This is a genomic window from Microbacterium sp. F2 (assembly GCF_052274505.1).
Classification (GTDB): Bacteria; Actinomycetota; Actinomycetes; order Actinomycetales; family Microbacteriaceae; genus Microbacterium.
On the sequence record NZ_JBNVBV010000001.1, the window covers coordinates 128032 to 147568 of the forward strand.

The 19537-nt window shown below is 67.6% G+C and carries 18 protein-coding genes; 1 reads left to right on the top strand and 17 read right to left on the bottom strand.

Annotated features, from left to right (window positions below):
- Nucleotides 1–3: 3 nt before the first annotated feature.
- Nucleotides 4–1332 (top strand): M20/M25/M40 family metallo-hydrolase, encoded by a 1329-nt coding sequence (locus tag ACQVDU_RS00650; RefSeq protein ID WP_443476031.1) that lies wholly within the window; start codon nt 4–6, stop codon nt 1330–1332.
- 10 nt (nt 1333–1342) lie between these two features.
- Here ACQVDU_RS00650 and ACQVDU_RS00655 read toward each other — a convergent pair whose 3' ends face one another.
- The 17 genes from ACQVDU_RS00655 to ACQVDU_RS00735 form a co-directional block, all read right to left on the bottom strand.
- Nucleotides 1343–2659 (bottom strand): O-acetylhomoserine aminocarboxypropyltransferase/cysteine synthase family protein, encoded by a 1317-nt coding sequence (locus ACQVDU_RS00655; protein ID WP_443476032.1) that lies wholly within the window; start codon nt 2657–2659, stop codon nt 1343–1345.
- A 76-nt stretch (nt 2660–2735) separates the two neighbouring features.
- Nucleotides 2736–6599 (bottom strand): ATP-dependent RNA helicase HrpA, encoded by a 3864-nt coding sequence (hrpA, locus tag ACQVDU_RS00660; protein WP_443476033.1) that lies wholly within the window; start codon nt 6597–6599, stop codon nt 2736–2738.
- Nucleotides 6600–6660: 61 nt separating this feature from the next.
- On the bottom strand, nt 6661–8310 hold the full coding sequence (locus ACQVDU_RS00665) for a DUF7937 domain-containing protein (RefSeq protein WP_443476034.1): 1650 nt from the start codon (nt 8308–8310) through the stop codon (nt 6661–6663).
- Nucleotides 8311–8335: 25 nt separating this feature from the next.
- The gene (locus tag ACQVDU_RS00670; protein WP_300590405.1) at nt 8336–9958 is read right to left on the bottom strand and encodes a variant leucine-rich repeat-containing protein; all 1623 of its coding nucleotides are present in this window, start codon (nt 9956–9958) and stop codon (nt 8336–8338) included.
- A 100-nt stretch (nt 9959–10058) separates the two neighbouring features.
- Nucleotides 10059–10421: an FHA domain-containing protein gene (locus tag ACQVDU_RS00675; protein ID WP_300590404.1), complete on the bottom strand. Its 363-nt coding sequence runs from the start codon at nt 10419–10421 to the stop codon at nt 10059–10061.
- 756 nt (nt 10422–11177) lie between these two features.
- The gene (locus ACQVDU_RS00680; RefSeq protein WP_443476035.1) at nt 11178–11834 is read right to left on the bottom strand and encodes a 4Fe-4S single cluster domain-containing protein; all 657 of its coding nucleotides are present in this window, start codon (nt 11832–11834) and stop codon (nt 11178–11180) included.
- On the bottom strand, nt 11824–13470 hold the full coding sequence (locus tag ACQVDU_RS00685; protein ID WP_443476036.1) for an AAA family ATPase: 1647 nt from the start codon (nt 13468–13470) through the stop codon (nt 11824–11826). Before ACQVDU_RS00685 ends, ACQVDU_RS00680 begins: the two co-directional genes overlap by 11 nt.
- The gene (locus ACQVDU_RS00690; RefSeq protein ID WP_443476037.1) at nt 13463–14248 is read right to left on the bottom strand and encodes a hypothetical protein; all 786 of its coding nucleotides are present in this window, start codon (nt 14246–14248) and stop codon (nt 13463–13465) included. Before ACQVDU_RS00690 ends, ACQVDU_RS00685 begins: the two co-directional genes overlap by 8 nt.
- Complete coding sequence (locus ACQVDU_RS00695; RefSeq protein WP_443476038.1) at nt 14245–14742, bottom strand: hypothetical protein; 498 nt, start codon at nt 14740–14742, stop codon at nt 14245–14247. Before ACQVDU_RS00695 ends, ACQVDU_RS00690 begins: the two co-directional genes overlap by 4 nt.
- The gene (locus ACQVDU_RS00700; RefSeq protein WP_443476039.1) at nt 14739–14954 is read right to left on the bottom strand and encodes a DUF2997 domain-containing protein; all 216 of its coding nucleotides are present in this window, start codon (nt 14952–14954) and stop codon (nt 14739–14741) included. Before ACQVDU_RS00700 ends, ACQVDU_RS00695 begins: the two co-directional genes overlap by 4 nt.
- 10 nt (nt 14955–14964) lie before the next feature.
- Entirely contained in the window at nt 14965–15735 is a 771-nt protein-coding gene (locus tag ACQVDU_RS00705) for a hypothetical protein (RefSeq protein WP_443476040.1), read from the bottom strand.
- Complete coding sequence (locus ACQVDU_RS00710; protein WP_443476041.1) at nt 15735–16448, bottom strand: hypothetical protein; 714 nt, start codon at nt 16446–16448, stop codon at nt 15735–15737. The genes ACQVDU_RS00705 and ACQVDU_RS00710 overlap by 1 nt, the downstream gene beginning before the upstream one ends.
- 5 nt (nt 16449–16453) lie before the next feature.
- On the bottom strand, nt 16454–17191 hold the full coding sequence (locus ACQVDU_RS00715) for a hypothetical protein (protein ID WP_443476042.1): 738 nt from the start codon (nt 17189–17191) through the stop codon (nt 16454–16456).
- Between the two features lie 105 nt (nt 17192–17296).
- Entirely contained in the window at nt 17297–17593 is a 297-nt protein-coding gene (locus tag ACQVDU_RS00720) for a WXG100 family type VII secretion target (protein ID WP_292725642.1), read from the bottom strand.
- A gap of 116 nt (nt 17594–17709) precedes the next feature.
- Nucleotides 17710–18384: a GPP34 family phosphoprotein gene (locus ACQVDU_RS00725; protein ID WP_300591547.1), complete on the bottom strand. Its 675-nt coding sequence runs from the start codon at nt 18382–18384 to the stop codon at nt 17710–17712.
- A 7-nt stretch (nt 18385–18391) separates the two neighbouring features.
- The gene (locus ACQVDU_RS00730) at nt 18392–19060 is read right to left on the bottom strand and encodes a hypothetical protein (protein WP_292725646.1); all 669 of its coding nucleotides are present in this window, start codon (nt 19058–19060) and stop codon (nt 18392–18394) included.
- On the bottom strand, nt 19057–19476 hold the full coding sequence (locus ACQVDU_RS00735; RefSeq protein ID WP_292725648.1) for a hypothetical protein: 420 nt from the start codon (nt 19474–19476) through the stop codon (nt 19057–19059). Before ACQVDU_RS00735 ends, ACQVDU_RS00730 begins: the two co-directional genes overlap by 4 nt.
- Between the last annotated feature and the right edge of the window lie 61 nt (nt 19477–19537).

Sequence of the window (19537 nt, forward strand, 5' to 3'; positions counted from 1 at the left end):
AGCATGAGCACTCCGTTGGATCGCTTCCGAGAACTCCTGGCTATCCCCACCGTGTCGTACGCCGACGAGTCGCGGATGGATGCGTCGGTGTTCGACGAGTTCCACCGTGCGCTGGAGCGCCTCTACCCGAAGACGCATGAGCGCCTCGAGCGTGACGTGATCGCCCGCCACTCCCTGCTCTACCGGTGGCCGGGTGCGTCATCCGAGGATCCGCTCGTCCTCATGGCCCACATGGATGTCGTGCCTGTCGTTGAGGCGGAGTGGCAGCACCCGCCGTTCGGGGCGGAGGTCGTCGGCGAGGGTGAGGATGCCGAGCTCCACGCCCGCGGGGCCATCGACGACAAAGGGTCTCTCGTCGCGATCTTCGAAGCCGTCGAGACCCTCGTCTCCGAAGGCTTCACCCCGGCACGGGACATCTACCTGTCGTTCGGGCACAACGAGGAGACGGCGGGAGACGGGGCGCGGGGGGTCGTCGCCCATCTGGAAGAGCGCGGCATCCATCCGGGACTCGTGCTCGACGAGGGCGGCGCCGTCGTCGAGGGCATCATCCCCGGCGTCGAGGTGCCCACGGCGATGATCGGTGTCGCCGAACGCGGGGTCATGACCCTCGTCATGACCGTCCGTGAGCAGGGCGGCCACGCATCCACGCCGCCGGCGATGCCTGCCACGGCGCGGTTGGCGCGGGCAATCGACCGGCTGCGGCGCAAACCGTTCCCAACGCGGCTCGCACCGCCCGTGCGCGCCATGCTCGCAACGCTTTCGCCCCACACCCCCGAGCCGCTGCGGACCCTCTTCCGCCGCGGTGAGATCACCGGTCCGCTGCTTGCCGGCGCTTTCACGCTCGGCGGACCCGAGACCAACGCGATGGTGCGCACCACCGCGGTCGTGACAGAACTCAGCGGCGCACCCGGCGAAAACGTCCTGGCAACGACCGCGAAGGCGTCCGTCAACATCCGCCTCCTCACCGGCGACACCATCGAGAGCGCGACAGCACACGTTCGCCGGGCGGTGGCCGACGAGAAGGTCGAGCTTGAGATCCGGCACGCCTCCAACCCGTCGCCGGTCTCGCCGTGGCGAGGAGAACCGTGGCGGCGGATCGCAAGCGCCGTCGTCTCCACCCTCGGCGGCGAAATCGTGCCGACGCCCTACGTGCAGCTCGGCGCAAGTGACAGCCGCTGGTTCACGGCGATCAGCGACCACGTCTATCGGTTCACGCCGTTCCACCTGACCCGGGCCGAGCGAGACGCGCTGCACTCGCACAACGAGCGGATCCGGGTCGAGGTCTGGTTACGCGGAATCGGCTTCTACCGCGCTCTCATCCAGGCGTCGTAGCCCAGCTCGGTCAGGCCAGCGCCTGCGCGAGATCCGCGATGAGATCGGCTTCGTCTTCGAGCCCGATCGAGAGGCGGATCGTCCGCGGTGAGATACCGGCCTCGCGCAGCTGCTCTGCGTTCAGGTGCAGGTGCGTCATGGATGCCGGGTGGTTCACCATGCTGCGGGCGTCGCCGATGTTGGCGACCAGTCGGATGACACGCAGAGCGTCGATGACCTTCTCGACGCGTTGGTCGTCGGCATCCGCATCCCCGGTGCCGGCGAGATCGAACGAGAACACCGACGAGGCCCCACGCGGCAGGTAGCGCTGGGCCGTAGCGTGCCACGGGCTCGACGCGAGTCCCGGGTGCCACACCTTCTCGATGGCAGGATGCTGCTCGAGGAACCGCGCGACAGCGAGTGCGCTCGCGGAGTGGCGCTGCATCCGCAGGTCGAGGGTCTCGAGCCCCTGGAGCAGCTGGAACGACGACCAGGCGGGCAGGGTCGTTCCGAAATCGTGGACGAACCGGGTCTTGATGTAGATGACCAGAGCAAGTCCCTGCTCGCCGAACCTGTCCCACAGCACGAGGTCCCCGAACCGAGGGTAGGGCGTCGTGAACTGCGGCCAGCGCTCGGGATCGGCACCGAAGTCGAACGATCCGATATCAACCACGACACCACCGAGTGCAACGCCGTGCCCGCCGATGTACTTCGTGGCGGAGTGGATGACGATGTCCGCACCGTGCTCGCCCGGGCGCACGAGGTACGGCGAGGCGACGGTGTTGTCGACGACCAGTGGCACGCCCGCGGCGTGGGCGATATCGGCAACGGCACGGATGTCGAGCACGGTCGCCAGCGGATTGGTGATCGTCTCGGCGAAGAAGGCTCGCGTGCTCGGGCGAACCGCATCGCGCCAGGCATCCGTGTCGTCCTGATCGACGTAGGTGACCTCGATTCCGAGACTCCCGAGCGAGTCGGAGAGCAGATCGACGGTGCCGCCGTAGAGCTGGCGGGCAGCTACCACGTGGTCGCCGGCCGAGGCCAGCGCGAGAATCGCCGCCGCCGCTGCTGCTTGCCCGGAGGCGACGGCGACAGCTGCGCGCCCACCCTCGAGGGCAGCGATGCGCTGTTCGAAGACCGCCTGGGTGGGGTTCGCGTTGCGGCTGTAGACATTCCCGAGGCTCCGCAGCGCGAAGACGTCGCGCGCATGGGCGAGGGAGGGGAACTCGTATCCGTTGGACTGGTAGATCGGCACGACGGCGGTGTTCTGCGCGACACCCGGCACGTACCCTGCCTGAACCTGGGCGGTCGCGAACGACGCGGTGGGATCGGGCACAGGGGTGGTCACATTTCCATGGTGGCATGCGGTGTCGCCACAGCCCGCGTTGTGTGTCGCTGTGTGACGCCGGGGACAGGGCGCACAATCAGGCGCCGGCCAAGGCCTTCGTCAACCGCTGCAGCGAAACCGGCTCGGCAGTTCCCAGGGTCTGAGCGAACAGGCTTACGCGGTACTCCTCGAGCAGCCAGCGACCGTGCACGAGCGTCACGGGAGCGTCAGCGGCGAGCGGAATCGTGCCGCCGGCATCCCGATAGATCGCCGCGGCGCGCTCGTACTCCGTCAGGCGCTGGCGATCCCGACCGGGGTTGTCGGCGAGGCCGCCGGTGCGTGTGACCAGGGCCGCGAGATATCGCGGATAGTGCGCGAGACGCTCCAGCCCGACCGCCGACACGAAGCCGGGATAGATCAGCCCCGACAGCTGTCCCCGAACATCCGTGAGTGCTGCGAGCAGTGTCATGGCGTTGAGGTTTCGTAGGCCCCGCTCGACCTCGCGCGCCGCGGTGAGGATGCGGGCGGTCAGCGACACGGCCGAGAAGAGCGCGTCGGTCACCTCAGCCGAGAACGCATCCCGCGCTGCCTCGAATTGTGGGCGGGTGCGGATCGGATCGGCAAAGCGGGCGAGGATCGCATCAGCCACGGCGACCCGGCAGTCCTCCACGAGGGCGCGCGCCGACGAGTACGGGGATGCGGCAAGCGCCAGCTTCTCGGCAGCGGTGAGGTGGTCGAGCACGTAGGTGGCGGGGGAAGGGACCGCCAGCAGGAGCAGGCGACGAAGACCGGCCCGAGTGGCTCGTGTGGCGGTCTCCGGAGTCGCGTCGATCCGCAACGCAACGCTGTCTCCCTCATCGACGAGGGCGGGGTACCCGCGCACGACGCCGCCGGCAACGCGCGTGTCGACGACGGCGGGGAGTTCTGAGATCGTCCAGTCGGTGAGCCCCGAGACTTCCGTGAATACCGCGGTGTCGGCATCCGGCTTCGATACACGCTGGGCGGGTGCGGGCGGGCGTTTCGGGGCGGAGAGGGAGGATGCCACGGCACCCCGGGCAGCCCCGGCCAACTCCTGCTGCAGGCGGGTGAGGTCGCGCCCGGAGCCGAGCGTGCGTCCTCGCTGATCGACCACCCGGAACGAGATCCCGAGGTGGGGAGGTACGCGCTCGAGGTCGAAATCGTCTGCCGTGACAGGATGGTGGGCCTCGCGCTGGATCCGCCCCGCGAGCGCTGCCCGAAGGGTCGTCGGCGGGAGTCCGCCGTGATCCTCCGGTCCCTCGCCGGCGAGATCCGCCGAGAATCGCGCTGCCCAGTCGGCAGCAGGCACGACGTGACGGCGAATGGCCTTGGGCAGTGCCCGGATGAGCGCGGCGATCAGCTCGTCGCGCAGTCCCGGCACCTGCCAGTCGAATCCAGTGTCCCGAAGCCCCGCGAGGAGGGCCACCGGCACCACAGCATTGACCCCATCGTCGGGGGCGCCCGGTTCGAAGCGGTAGCTGAGCGAGAGCACCTGATCGCCCTGCGTCCACCGTGAGGGATACTCATCGCTGCGCGCTGCCGCGGCGCCCTCGGCAAGGTCGGATTCGCCCATGTCGAGCAGGCGCGGAGTGCGGTTCGAGGTCTCTTGCCACCACGACTCGAATGAGCGGACGTCGAACACGTCACGCGGAATCCGTGCGTCGTAGAACGCGAACACCGCCTCGTCACCGGCCAGGATGTCGCGACGACGCTCGCGCTCCTCGAGCTTTTCCAGACGTCGTCTCAGATCCGCGTTGCGTCGGTCAAAAGCGGTGAGGCGTTTGTCGAGGTTCGCGGCATCCCACTCGCCCTGGACGAGCGCGTGGCGGATGAAGAGTTCGCGGGCGAGCGGCCTGTCGAACCGGGCAAGTTGCACGCGCCGCTTGGGGATGATCTCCACCCCGAACAGGGTGACCTTCTCGTACGCGGATGCCGCGCCAGCCGAGCGTGACCAGTGCGGCTCGCCCAGCTGGCGGTGGGCGAGGTCGCCGGCGAGTTCCTCGGCCCAGGCGGGGTCGATCGCTGCGACGGTGCGGGCGAAAAGGCGCGAGGTCTCGACGAGCTCTGCCGCCATGACGGCATCCGGACTCTTCTTGCGAAGCCCCGAGCCCGGGAAGATTGCGAAGCGCGCGCCGCGGGCTCCGCGGTATTCGGCGGTCGGGCGGCGAGGCTTGCCGGGAGCTGCGCCCTTGGTTGCGGCCGTCGTCGTTCGGTCATCGCGGATGCCGATCTGCGAGAGCAGCCCTGACAGGATCGCGCGATGGACGGCATCCGGGTCGGCGTCGACCCTCGTCTTCGCGCGCCGCGCGCCCAGGAGATCCGCGAGTTGCCGGTGCACATCCACCCATTCGCGCACGCGCACGTAGTTGAGGAACTCGGCCCGGCACATCCGTCGAAACGCGCTCGAGCCGAGCTCCGCCTGCTTCTCGTGCAGGTAGTTCCACAGACCCAGGAGCGAGAGAAAATCGCTCGTCGGGTCGGTGAACCGCGCATGGAGGCGGTCGGCCTGCTCGCGCTGCTCCTCGGGGCGCTCGCGAACATCCTGAATGGACAGTCCGGCCACGATCGCCAGGACGCTCGGCAGCACATCCCGCTCTCGCGCTTCGATGAGCATTCGGGCCAACCGCGGATCGATGGGGAGCCGGGCAAGCTCCCGGCCGATCTTCGTGAGCCTGCCACCCGAGACCGCGCGGAGTTCGACGAGCAGATCCATGGCAGCCTTGACCCCGCGAGAGTCCGGGGGAGTGAGGAACGGGAAGGCCGTGACATCTCCCATCCCGAGTGCCATCATCTGCAGCACGACGGCGGCGAGATTGGTGCGCAGCACCTCGGGTTCGGTGAACTCGGGGCGAGAGGTGAAGTCGTCCTCGGCGTAGAGCCGAATGGCGATACCCGGCGCCGTGCGCCCCGCGCGGCCCGAGCGCTGCTGCGCCGAGGCCTGCGAGATCGCCTCGATCGGCAGCCGCTGGATCTTGGATCGTGCCGAGTACCGTGAGATGCGCGCCGTGCCGGTATCGATGACGTACCGGATGCCGGGAACGGTCAGGCTGGTTTCGGCCACGTTCGTGGCGAGGATGACGCGGCGGCGCACTCCCGCGCGGGTCGACGGCTCGAACACCCGGTGCTGTTCGGCAGCGCTCAGGCGCCCGTAGAGGGGAAGTACCTCGGTCGGCGCGGCATCCTGGGCATACATGCCGCGAACGGCATCCATCGCGTCTCGGATCTCGGACTCGCCGGGGAGAAACACCAACACATCGCCGCGCTCCTCGCGGTCGAGTTCTCGCAGCGCCGCGACGAGGCCGTCGATGTCGTCGTTGGCGTTCTCGTCGTGGGGTCGATATCGGACCTCCACTGGGTACGTGCGCCCCGACACCTCCACGATCGGGGCAGCCGACTCGGGATCCTCGGGTCGCGGTGAGAAGTGCCGCGCAAAGCTCTCGGGATCGATCGTCGCCGAGGTCACGATGACCTTCAGATCGGGGCGCTTCGGCAGAATGCGGCGGAGGTACCCGAGCAAGAAGTCGATGTTCAGCGATCGCTCGTGCGCCTCGTCGATGATGATCGTGTCATAGCGGCGCAGCAGTCGGTCACGGTGGATCTCGTTGAGCAGGATGCCGTCGGTCATCAGCGTGATGCGCGTGTCGTCGCTCACGGCATCAGTGAACCGCACCCGATAGCCGACCGCGCCGCCGAGGGGCACCTCGAGTTCGCTGGCTATGCGCTCGGCGATTGAGCGCGCCGCGATCCGCCGCGGCTGCGTGTGAGCGATACGACCGCGACCGAGCTCCAAGCAGATCTTTGGAAGCTGGGTCGTCTTGCCCGAGCCTGTCGCCCCCGCCACGATCACGACCTGGTGGTCTTCGATGGCGCGCGCGATCTCATCCCGGGCGGCGCTGACGGGCAGCTCCGGCGGGTAGAGGATGACGGGTTCTGGCGCGGGCATAGCCTTCGATCGTAACCGCTACGGGCGGCGGTTACGCCGGCGGCGGCTCGGCGCGAGAAGCCTAGATCGCGCCGCGGGACCGCAGGACGGCAAGGACGTGGGGATCGCCGGTGCTGGCAAGCCAGGTCACGAGCTCTGGGTAGAGAGCGGGGTTGGCGGCCAGCGACGGCCAGAGTGACGGGTCCGACGTGTACTGGTAGAGCTCTTCTGCAGGTGTCAGCGGGTCAGCGGCGCGCGCAGCGTAATCCGCGGAGCTGGCGGGAGCGGCTGCATCTGTCGCTGGCGGAGCAGGAGCAGTCGGCGCAGCGACACGGTATTGGTCGGCGTCGTACTGGTACGCCGTCGGTGCGGCAGGCGGGGCAAACGTACCGAAATACTCTCGAACCTCTCGCGGCGCCACCAGGGCGTAGGTGACCACCGCGGGCAGTCCCAGCAGAGCGAGATAAAGCACCGGCTCGAGGGCGAGGCCACTGTAGCGGGGGGAGGTCGCGCTCAGAATGAGCGCGACGATCTCTCCGACAGCAGCTCCCGCCATGAGAGACAGAACGATCGTGCGCGACGTCTGAGGTGCGCCGACAAGCTGAATCCGCGCGACAAGCGCGACGCCTACGGCAAGCACCTGAGAGAGCAGGGTGCCCACGGAAAAGCCGATCGCACTCGACGGATCGGTCACGAGCGCGATCACCGCGAACACTGCCAGAATCGTCGAGACGGTTGTGAGCGTGACGAGCGCCTGTCTCGCCGTGAGGAACCAAGTATTCAGGGACGGGAGCGCGGTCATCGATGCGAGCAGTGCGGGGCTCGTCAGCAACGCAGCGTAGGCGCCGAACCACACGAGGATGTACCCGCCGCCGTGCAGCGAGCTGAGGGTACCGCCGAGCTCGAAGCCCGTCAGCGCCGAAATGATGATCCCAGCGACCACGGCGATCCCGACCGAGCCTGCGATTCGAGGTGCCGTCGGGGAGCGTCGAAGGACGAGGACTGCGGGTAGCGCGAGCGCGACATCCTGGAGGATGAGGACGACGATCGCGGCAGCGGCGTCCCAGCCCGAAATCGCCTGCCACGGCATCGCGAGCAGGAGCAGGATGAACCCTACGAGCATCGTGAGTGCCATGACAGCCAGGACGGCGAATGTGCCTACGACGCCGCCGCGCGCGAGGCGCCCGCCGCTGAGCGGATCGCGGATCTCGTGCAGCCGCGGTGTCGCAGCGAAGAGTGCCCCGGCCAAGCCGACTGTGACAGCCGCGCCGAGTCCGGAACCGACGCCGAGGTATTCGGCAACCTCTCCGGCGCCAACGGCGTCAAGAACCATATAGACGACCACGAGGATGGCGTACGGCGCGTTCAGTGCAGCACGGAGGGCGGCGGTTCGGCCCGGGGTGAGCCCTGTCCCGAGTGCACCGGCTCGCGCGAGGACGGTGACGGCGACCGACAGGACCGAAAGGATCGTGATCAGCAGCACATCGACCCTCGTCGCCGCTGTCGAGGTGAACGAGTCACCCAGGAGCCCGTCGGTTGAGAACGAGAGAGACCAGGGCAGCGCGAGGGAGACGAGCAAGAGGGCGACGGCTGCTGCATCGCGCACCCAGTCCGAGACTGGGATCGACGAAAGAGGCGATGGTCCTCGTGTGACCGGTGCGGCGGGATAGGGGACGTACTGCCCCTGATACGCGGCGGCAGAGGAGGGCTGCTCGGGTGCAGGGTAGGTCATCTGGTGTGCGTCTTTCCAGGATGCGTCAGCGGAAGAGTTCGTCGAGAGCGCCGGACTCGTAGTACGGAATGAAGCTATCGACCGCGATGGAGGCTGCGTCGGCGATCGTCGCGATGGGGCTGACGAGCCACCCACCGCCCTCGCGCACGGCGATGAGATCGACATCGCCCGCGCCGAGTCTGTCGGTCCATGCGGGGTCATCGAGGCAGAAGCTCCCCGTGCGCTGGTCGGTCCAGTATGTGTATTCGTCCCACCAGGACGAATAGCTGGAATCGACGTATTCATCGCTCCAGTTCGCACAGATGTCCCCGATGTCATACCGATCGTGGAGTTCGTATCCGTTGGACCACTCGGTGAAGTCGACGAGGAGCTCTTCGATGCTCAATCGGGCGCGGTCACCGCTCGTCGTCGCCGAGAAATCAGCTGTCTCGACGCTCGGGGAGTATTCGTTGACGACGTAATCAAGGTTGACGACGTCGCCGTACAGGGACAGAACGCGCCGCTCAGCCAGGGGCAACGTCGCCGCGACCCGTTCGATGCGTCCGGATTCCAGCGCGGCGGTAAGCTCCTCGGCCGCAACCTCAGGAGTCTCGAACACCTCGGCCTCGATGATCGCGTCCCCCAGATCGCGGGAATCGACGTAGCCCTGTTCCTCGGACTGCCGCCACTGCAGATCATAGAAGCTGAGCAGTGGGCTGATGTACCAGCCGTTGCCCTCATCGACGGCGACGAGTGAGATCGGCCCCGCTCCGTACCAATCCGCAGCGTCGCGCGCATCCCAGCTCTGATCCAGGTCGACGTTCGATGACCAGCCATCGACCATGGCGTCGATCGCTTCGTCAATCTCGGCGTCCGAGTAGCCGTAGATCGCGGACTGTTGCGCTCGAAGCAGAGGCTCGTAGAGGGCTGTCACCGATCGCGCGAGCTCCCTCTCATCACCGGACAGGCGCATCTCACCGTCCGTCCACGAGACGCGCACGACCCCGTCCGCGAGTTGCTCAGTCTCGTATGCCATCGCTGTGGAGCTCAGCTCCGCAGACGCACGCACATCAGCCAGCAACTGTGCCATGTCAGCTCCGCCATCCTCGCCGGGGGCCGCGGAGGCCAGACGCTGGAGTGGTTCGACAAACCCGCCGAACTCGCTTGGCGCGAGGGATGTGGCGACCGAGAGCGGGTCGACGTTTTCAACGCCCGAGAGCAGGCGGGCAACGGCTCCTTCAGGGCTCGACGCACCCCGGGTCAGTCCCGAGATCGCCCACCAAGCACCACCGATTCCGACGAGCATGATTGCAGCGATCCCGATGGATCCTCCGATAAGGATGCCGCGGCGGCGGAAGAAGGGTCCGCGAGACCGCGCCGGTTGCGTGCCGGACGCAGACCCGAACGGTGTTGCGGGGCGCGACAAAAGGGGAGGCTCGATGGCTCGCGCGAACGGGTCGCTGGACGCCGTCGTGGAGAAGACGTCGCCAGCTGCCGTGGCAGGCCCGGCTGGGGGCGTCGCATAGGCGGCGATCCACTCCCGCAGTGCGTCATAGCAGTTTGGGTGTTGGAGTACCCAGGGCGCCAGCTCTGGGTGAGTAGCGACGATCTCTGCAAGCCGCTCGGGCGTCGTGGCAGGGTCCTGGATCTCGCGATATACGTCGGTCACCGGGGCTCCGATCCTCGTAGGGATGTGTCAGGGTGATCATTCCAGCCAGGTCTCGGGGTACGCGATGGGGACTTCTCCCCGTCATCCAGGGCGCACGGCTTCACGGCCTGTCGACCCGAACAGGCAGCTCCCCGAACGACACGGTCTGGCCGGACAGCACGCGGCATCGCTCACGTGGCGCGATGGTGATCGCGGTGCCGTCGCCGGAAATGATGTCGGTGCCGTTCGTGGAGTCGAGGTCGGTGACCCAGATCGCATCCGCTTCGACCTCGATGAGTGCGTGTGTCTTGGACAGCATCTTCTGCGGGTCTGGGAGCGCGAGCGTGGCCGCATCGGCGTGCAGAGCCGGGGGCGTGGGGCGTCGTCCGATGACCGTTGCGCCGGTGACGGCGAATGTCGTGCCATCGGGAAGCGTCAGCGTCCAGGACGGAGCGCGAGCGGCCCGCGAGCGTGGTGTGAGCACCGTTGCTTCGGCTTCGGCTTCGGCTTCGGCTTCGGCTTCGGCTTCGGCGGAGTCACGAGAAGTGGGAGGAGGAGGCGAGGGCGCCCACGCCGCTGGTCGCGGCGTCGGTATCGCAGCTGGCGGCGGAGCGAACGCCGGAGCTACCTGATGCTGTGGGAGTGGCGCGGCCGGCGCCGGTGGCGGCGGTGGCGCCGGTATCGCTGCGAAGGCCTGCGCGACATTCGGTTGGGGAGGGGGAGGCGGCGGAGGAGGCGGCGGAGGAGGCGGCGGGAACGAGGGCAGTCGCTGTGCAGGCGCAGCGGTCGCAGGAGGCCCCGGCAGGGGTGGCGGGGGCGGGGGTAGAGGATGGGTACTGCTGGGTGGTCCGGCGATCTGACGCAGGGATGGATCGGTGGCACGCACGACGTCAGCGAATGCCGCCGCGAATGCGCCTACTCCCGAGCTGACCTCGGGGTCGGACATGTCGCCGGACACCTCCACCAGCGCCGACCACCGTGCGCCGGCAACTCGGCACCGGACGCCGATTTCACCGATTGTGTGCCCGTTGAGCGACACGGCGAACCGCGTGTGGTTTGGCGTGGACGGGCTCGGAAGGAGCGCCCAGCGCCGGCTTGTGACGCGACTGGCGCTGATGTGCGCGGCTCCCGATATTCGATCGGGCGTACTGGCCGTGTCGAACGCGACGAGTACCGCAGGTGGAGCGCCGGTCATCTTGTCCCCCCGGGTGATGAAGAGCGGTGCAGCGGCACTCCGCTCTTAGGACAGGACATTAGCGGTCCTGCCGGTCGGCGTGCCAATCCGGCCGTTCAGCCGCAGGCCGTGAAGTAGATCCTCAATGTCGCGGGTCTCAGCCCACCCGTTGATCTCGACCTGGCCGTTGGGCTGGACGCGAACCTCGAGTAGATCGGGAGACTCGTGCCAGCGGTTCACCAGAGCGTCGTAGCGAGACGACAACGCGTGGAATCCTTGGTTACGCGAACCCACCCACGGTCGTTCTCGGTCGATCTGGTTCCGGTCGAAGGGGCCGTCCACGAGGAGGTCTGTCGCTGCAAGCAGCCGCGCCACAGCCGCGTCGGTCCGGGCGCGGGACTGCAACTGGGCCACGGTATAGCCGCTGAAGGTCATGACGCTCTGGCCGCGGGCGCGAACCTGCTCGGCGAAGACGCCCAGGGCGCCTGGCTGCTCGAACGGCTCTCCACCGAGCAGCGTCACGCCCTCGACATCCACGGGTACCGCGTCGAGCAGATCGTGCACGGTCTGCTCGGTTCCCCCGCGGGCACCCCAGAACTGGGGATTGAAGCATCCTGGGCACCGGATCGAGCAACCCTGCACCCAGATCGCGAAGCGCTCGCCGGGGCCCTCCACGATCGTGCGCGGCACGATGCGCGCCACCCGCACGACGTCAGAAGTCAACGAGTCGACCCCCACGGGCTTCTCCGGATGTGGCGTCTGCCTCGGCATCCGAACTCGACGGTGCGTAGCCTGCCCTGTCTTCGGACGCTGTCGCGGCAACGGCGCGAACGCTCGCCCACGAACGGATGCCCGCGATCTGGGGTGCCATCGTGATGCTGAGGGGAACCATGGTCGCCACCGCACGGAGAAGATCGGGCGCGATGAGGGGTCGCTGCTCGCCGTAGGCGTCGAAGAGCGCAGCGACGACGGCCTGTTCGATCTCGGCTCCCGAATATCCCTCACTCGCATCGGCGAGGGAAGCGAGGGTGGGCTCGTCGAGGGTGATGGCCCCCGCTACGGCGGGCCGGCTCAGGGCTTTTGCGAGGTGTACCTGCCAGATCTGGCGGCGCTCTGGGTCGGTGGGAAGATCGACGAAGAAGATCTCGTCGAAGCGACCCTTGCGCAAGAACTCCGGTGGGAGTGCATCGATGTTGTTGGCTGTCGCGATGACGAAGACGGGCGCGGTTTTGTCCTGCATCCAACTGAGGAATGAGCCGAACACGCGGCTCGAGGTGCCGGAGTCATTGCCGCCTCCCGCGCCGGAGAACCCCTTCTCGATCTCATCGATCCAGAGCACGCAGGGCGCGATCGCCTCTGCCGCGCGTAGGGCGGTGCGCATGTTCTGCTCGCTGGAACCAACCAAACCCGAGAAGACGCGTCCCACGTCCAGCCGCAGCAGGGGAAGCTGCCAGGCGGCAGCGATGGCTTTCGCGGTCAGTGACTTGCCACAGCCAGGCACACCGGTGATGAGCACCCCTCGCGGGGCCGGCAGGCCCCATACCGAAGCCTCGGCCAGCCATGAGTTGTTCCGCTTCGTGAGCCAGCGCTTCAGATTCTGCAGGCCGCCGACATCGTCCAAGTCGAGGTCCGCCGAAACGTATTCGAGAACCCCGGACTTGCGGATGGTCTGGCGCTTCTCATCGGTGACGATCCGCACGTCGTCGGCGCTGAGGCTCCCGTCCTGCACGATGGCGCGGGCGAACGCGTTCTCGGCCTCTTGGAGGGTCAGCCCGCGGGCCGCACTGACGAGCCGCTCGCGGCCCTGTTCGTCGAGGTCAACACGGATGCGGCCGCTCTGTGTGTTCGCTGCGATCATCGCCTCGAGCGTGTCGCGGATCTCCTCGGAAGTCGGCAGCGCGAAATCGACGATCGTCACGTCCTTGCTGAGGTCGGTGGGAATGCACAGCTCCGGGGCGACGATGACCAGCGTCCGTGCGAGGGCACCCGTCTGGAACAGCGCGGCCGTCTCGCGCAGGCGCCGCACCACGGCCGGGTCTGCGGGACGCTGACCGGCGCCGAGTGAGGCGTGCAAGTCGCAGAAGACGAACACCGCGGGGTCATCGTGGCCAGCCACATGATCGAGGGCGCGACCCGGGTCGGTGGATGCGGCGACCGCGGAGCCGTCCGGCCCAACCAGGCCCGAGGTCGTCGACCACACCCACACCGGGCGCGGCGTGCGGATGCGCTCCGGGTCTGCGGCTACCGCGCGGATCTCCGCGAGCACCCGCCCCTCCTCGTAGGACTCGACGTACAGCAGCGGGAAGCGCGCCTTCAGCAGAAGGGCGAGCTCGTCACGGAATGCGCGGGGTTCAGACATCCAAGATCCTTCCCCCGGCAGCGGGCGACTGTCGGGTCACGGCCGGCGTCGACGCGAAGGTGAGCGAGCCGCGCATCGCGGCCGCCTCATGGGGCTGCAGGGCGAGGAGCGCGATTAGCTCATCGAGCGTGCGCACGGGGTACGCGGCGCGATGAGCCACGACGTACTGCGCGCGGGGTTGTCCCATGAAGGGCAGCGCAGCGAGCTCGTCGACCGTGGCGGTCTGCGGATCGAGCTGCGTGCTCACCGCCGGGACCGGCCCCGAGTGTGTCGCCGTGGCGGCGGCTGCCGACATGATTGCGGGGGCGGGCGTGGGCGCCAGGTAGTCGGCGGTACTGACGCCGAAGACGCCCGCGTCGGCATCCACGGCGCGGGGGCCCGACGGTTGCGTCGGCATGGGTGGCGAGGGACGGGATGCCCTCGGGGTGGGGCGGAACCAGGGGAGGCCGTTCTGTCTGCGTCGCCAGGCCTCGTGCAGCCAGGAGGGGCTGACAATGAGCGCGTGGATGATGCCGACGATCCACAGGGCGGGGTAGCCCCACGTGACGGCCTCGCTCCACGGCAGGAAGGGGATCGCGGCAGCGGCGAGCGCATAGATGACTGAGGTGACGATCCAAGACGTGCGTACGGTGAGGGCGCCGATCACCGCGAACCCGAGCCAGGTGAACCGACCGAATCCGCCGAGGATCGGCAGGAGCCACAGGCTCATCAGCACCAGCCATCCGATCGACGGGGCGGCGCTGATGCGGGCCGCCGCGGGCCGCCAGTCGGCGCTCATGATCCCCCTGCCGAGGTGGTTGCCTGCAGAACGAGGCGCACGCTGGCGTCCGCCTCGACCGTGTCCGAGATCACGTGGAAGCCGGCGGCATCCGCGTTCTGCCGGATGCGTTCGGCAACGGCCTGCTGCACGCGCGCGAGATAGGCGCGGTCCAGGGCGAGCATGAGGGTGTTCGCCTCCTCGACATCGACCTTGCGGACCGCGTCGATGTGGGCGGCCCAGATGCCGTCTGCCCCACGCGTCATGTCCAGTCGCAGGTCACCGACGATCGCCGACAGGTGCCCGTCGTCGGCGACGGCGACAGTGCCGTGGATGTCGACCACGGCCTGGCTGAGCAGACCCAGATCGCGCATGCGCGTGGCGACGACGAGAGAGCGGTCGCTCTGGGCGGCAGAACTCGAGGCGAGTGCGCCGATCGCGCCGGCAGCGCCGGCCGCGGTGGAGCCTGCGACAGCGGCGATCACCGCGGGCACGAGCAGCAGTGAGACGCTCACGCGCTCACCTCGTCGGTCGTCGCGGTGTGAACGGATGTCGTCGTCGAGGTTGCGTGGTAGTCCTCGGTGAAGCGCGACGCGACCGTGTCCGCGTCAATGAGGTCTTCGAGTCGGGCGATGTAGTCGAGACACGCGGCGCCGGTCACCCCCTGCGTCTCGGCCTCGATCGTCCCGTCGACGCGGACGGTCACGACGATGCGTGCGGCATCCATGCTCTTCCCCCTACTCACCGGCACCGGCGGCAGCGGAGCCGACCGTGACGGTCCACGATGCCGTGGTGCTCTCCGATCGTATGCGCAGGACCACGCTCTCACCCGGTGACCACGCCACCGTGAGTGTGGATGTATCTACCGCGGTGAGCACCTCGGGCTCCGTGGTCGGGGTGATGACCTCGACGGCCAGTAGTCCGGTCCCGGTCTGCGTGAGCGTCGCGGTCGTGGCGGAGCCGCTGTAGCGCAGGTCAACGTTGCCGGAGCCTGCAGTTTCTCCGTCGTCGAGGTCGGTGACCGGGAGTGGGGTGAGCGTGACCGTCCAGGGACCCTCAGCGCCGGAGGAGAGCTCGGATGTCACCCACAGCCGGCTGCCGGGCGTGCTTGCCACGGGAACGCCGTCCTCGCCGATGGCCAATACCGCGACCAGCGGCGGGTAGCCGTCGGCCGTCGTCGCCCCCGGTCCGCTGAGGCCCACCGTCGCATACGGACCGCCCGCCGTCAACGTGATCACGAGGGGAGCGTCGCCGAGGGATGCCGGAACCTCGATATAGGCGGAGTCCTCGGCGCTCCAGGTCGTTCCCCCGTCCGTCGTGGTGGCCGCAAGCGGGCTGTCCGACTCCCACGCGTAGACCGAGTCGCCGCCGGCGGCGAGCGCGATGGAGAAGGCGGTGAGGCCGATGATGGCGCCGATTGCAAGGACGCCGACCGCCCAGAGGGCCATGCTGTAGCCACGGATGCGCGCTGCCGCGGGGCCGGCAGCGGCAGCGGCAAATATGGTCATCAGGGGGTCCCCTCATCGACGGAGAGACTCCAGACGGCTCCGGGTTCGGCGATGATGTGGAAGACGACCTCCGGCGACGATGCCCAGGTAAGTTGCTGGTCGATCACGCCGAGTGAGATGACGGCCGCTTCCCGCTGGGCGGCGGTGAGTACTTCGACAGTTATCGTGCCTTCGCCCTCGTGGCGGAACGTGGCCGTGCTCGACGGTCCGTCGTAGCGCACGTAGCGGGTTCCCGTGCCCGAGACGGCGCTGTCGACCGTCTCGGCCTGCAGCGGCTCGATGACGAGGGTCCACGGGCCGTCGGTGCGCACCCACAGCACGGTACCGGGAGATGCGAACGTCGCGGTGTCGGTGTTCACAGCATCCAGGATGCCGAGACTCTGTGGGAGCTCGTCGCGTGCCGCCTCGGCGGAGGGGCTTTGCCCGAGAAAGAGGAGCTCACCCTGCCCGGAGGTGCGGCGCACCTCGATGGCGCTGCCGGTGGTGAGCTCGTCGGGGAGGACGATCATCGCGTTCCCCGGCGCGGACCAGGTCGACCCGTTCTGCGCGGCGATGGCCGGGGAATCCTGCTCCCAGGGGAAGTCCGTGAGCCATCGCGGCGGGCCGGACAGCGCGGAAACGACGGTGGCCGTCGCAATGGCCCCGATGACCACGGCGCCGACGATCCAGAGGACTGCCGAGTAGATGCGGATACGGGGAGGGACAGCTGTCACGAGACCTACTTGGAGACCGCTGGTGTGTCGAAGTCGATCGTCCACGGAGTCGAGGAGTGCTCGGTGCGTACCCACATGACGATGCGAGGGTTCGGATCCCACGAGAACCGGGTCTGCACGGAGTCGCTGTCGTTCACGACCCACTCGTAGCCCTCGTCGCTGAAGACCTCGATATTGAAGGTCCCGTCGCCGTCCGAGGTCGCCGTCGCGCTCGCGGCGGGTCCCTCATACATGAGGAACTGCGAACCGCTGCCGCTGTACGAACCGTCGACGCGTATCGGATCAAGCTGGTCGAAGGTCAATGTCCAGTTCCCCTGGCCCGCGGTCCACAGCAGCGAGTCGGGAGCCATCATCAGCACGGTGGTTCGTCGGTAGGCGTCCACAAAGCCGGCGGCATGCGCCGCGCCGGGTTCTGCCGCGGGCGATGGTCCGGTGACGTAGAAGCGCAGATAGTCGACCTCTTCGTCCGCAGTGACGATGAGGGGACTGCGGGAGACCAGACTCTCCGGCAGGGGGACGAGCATCGCGCCGCTCCCTGCGTACATTGACGCGTCGGTTTCTGCTGCCACACGCGGTTCCGTCTGCATCCATGCATAGGTGTTCACGCGCATAGCGTCGCCGAGCATGTACGTGAAGGTGGTCGATGTGACGATGGCGGTGATGGCGAGGATGCCGATCGCCCACAGCACGCGCGAGAATCGTACGATCCGCTGCTGCGTCGGGACGGAATCGGCGATTGTCATTGTGTCGTGAACCTACTGCGGGTTGTTGCCCGAGTGGACGGTCTGACGGCGGGGTGGGGTGCGAAGTGCCCCCACCCCGCCGTCAGACGTCGTCGGGCGGTGCTGTCAGCTGTTGATCGCGTTGGCCAGTGAAGAGTCCGTCTCCTCCAGCGTCTGCGCAGCGACTTCGAGGTACTGCGCGAGTCCGTCGAGAGCGTCAACCGCCTGCTTGGTGCCGGTGGTGAAGCTGTCGTAGGTGTCGCGGAACGCCGGGCTCGACAGATCGGTCGAGTACCCGCTGCTCACGAGGTTGTCCACGAGAGCCTTCAGCTCGCCGAGGGTGTTGTGAATGTCATCCTTGCCCTGGCGCAGGCGCCCCGCGGCCTGACGCATTTCGTCATATGTGACATTGAGGTTGGCCACTGCTGTCTCCGATTCTTTCGATCACTCCGCCCCCGGAATGATGCTCACCCGTGGGTTGTGAGTCGAGAGTATCCAGAGGCTGAGGAACTTCCAATGGGGAGAACTCCCCACGGAGCTTACGCGCGGCTTGGGCTCCAGCGCGTGTACTGGGCGATGCCGGACAACGCGGCGCGAACGGCGCCGGCAGTCTCGAGGGACTCCCAGGTCGGCGCGGCAACGCGATACGCCCGTTTCCACCAGTGGGGGTCGTCGTGCGAGAGGGGATCTCTCGAAAAGACGGAGTCCGCGTTCAGTCCGTCAAGCGTCAATATCCACAGGATCAGTGCGGTCTCGCTGTCCGCCGGGATGTCATCGAGCAGAGCTGCGCGCACCGCTGCCCAGCCGGCCACGTCAGTGGCAGACGAGGGCGGAAGATAGCCACCGGCCCATGTCGTTCGCCCGATGCCCTGCGCCGCGAGACCTCGTCCCACTGATCGGGCGATGAGGGTGCAGTCCCGCATCCACCGTTCGGGCCGATCCCGGTCCGCGCGAGGTAGCGAGTCGCGCTGGATCACCTTGAGCACTTCCTGCCTGCCGTTGTGCTGCGTGGCAGATCTCGGCACGAGGCGGCCACCGCCACTGGGTGAGACAAGCCCGTGGAGGGCGAGATCGACGATAGCGCCACCCGCGATCGCAGCAGCAACGCCTGCCCATTTGAGCCGTGCTACCTTTCCGCCGTTGGGTCGGAAGCTGAACAGCAGGAGGCGTTCTCCGAGAGTGAGGGCCCTGCCCGTGTCGAAGGCGACCGTCATCCCTTGATTATCGCTCACCGTCGAGCGGGAGCGTGTCCGGCTGCGTTTCGGAGTGGGGGAAACGTACGCTCGACACGACCGCATCGAACAGCTCAAGTAGGCTTGATCGGAGCGTGGGCTGCGTTGTTCCGAAGGCGAGGGTCGCGATCCGTGACTCGTGCGGCACCGTCAACCAATACATCACCGTATAGGTCGGCGATGTCGGCAGTGTCGTGAGATCGCTGACTTCGGAGGTAGGCGCGGTGGTCTTGGCGCGACGCGCCACAACCGAGCCGCCGATTTCGTCGTGCCAGGGATCTTCAACCCATCCGGACTTCTCGAAATGGCTCATTGTCGTCTGGAGCAGCAGGAGGTTGCGCTCATTGTTTCGCGAGAGCGCGATGATCGGCTCCGAGAGTGTGACGGTGAGAGTCGCCGGCAGCGGGACGCCTTCGATGATTTGCGAGGCTATGTACCAGCCGGAGGCTCCGGCATCTGCGGAGGCCACCGCGGCTCGGGTGAGTTCTTGCCGAAACGCTTGCCGGAGGCTGGCGTGTTCATCGGAGCGCCCAAAGGCGACCAAGGCAGCGCGTGAGATTGCTTCCTTGCGCGCGTCCGGCTCCGCGAGCGGGATTCGCAGCCAAGACCCGGGAAGAATGAAGGTGAGTACGTCCTCACCGGCATGAGTGGTCGTCACGATACCCCCAGGTAGGTTTCCGCGAGCCTGGCCAGGGAAGCGAGGCCAGCTTCGGCGATCTGTTCTTCGCGGTCCAGATGGGGCGTAGACACTCGCATGTTCCAGACTTCGCCCGGCGTCGAATCATCGAAAAGCCACGCACTGAAACAGGCAACGAGCCGATGAGGCGGCGTCGGACCCGCGATGATCTCCCGACCGTAAGCGACGCTCACGCCTGGAGCCACGTTAATGCTCCGCGTCGAGACGAGCTGACGCCGATACCCGACAGGCTGGCTCAGTGCAAGGGACTCCACGAGTGCCGCAGCGGAGGGAGCCGAGGCGGGGCGAAGCGCGAGTTCGGCGATCGCGACCGCACCACCGTCGACAACCTGCAGCCAGACGCTCGCCGCGGCCGTGTCGGAAGCCCAGGCCTGCATGGCTGAGACTTCACGTTTTAGCCTGCGCTGTCTCGCGGGGGATACATGCGAGTCGCCGGTC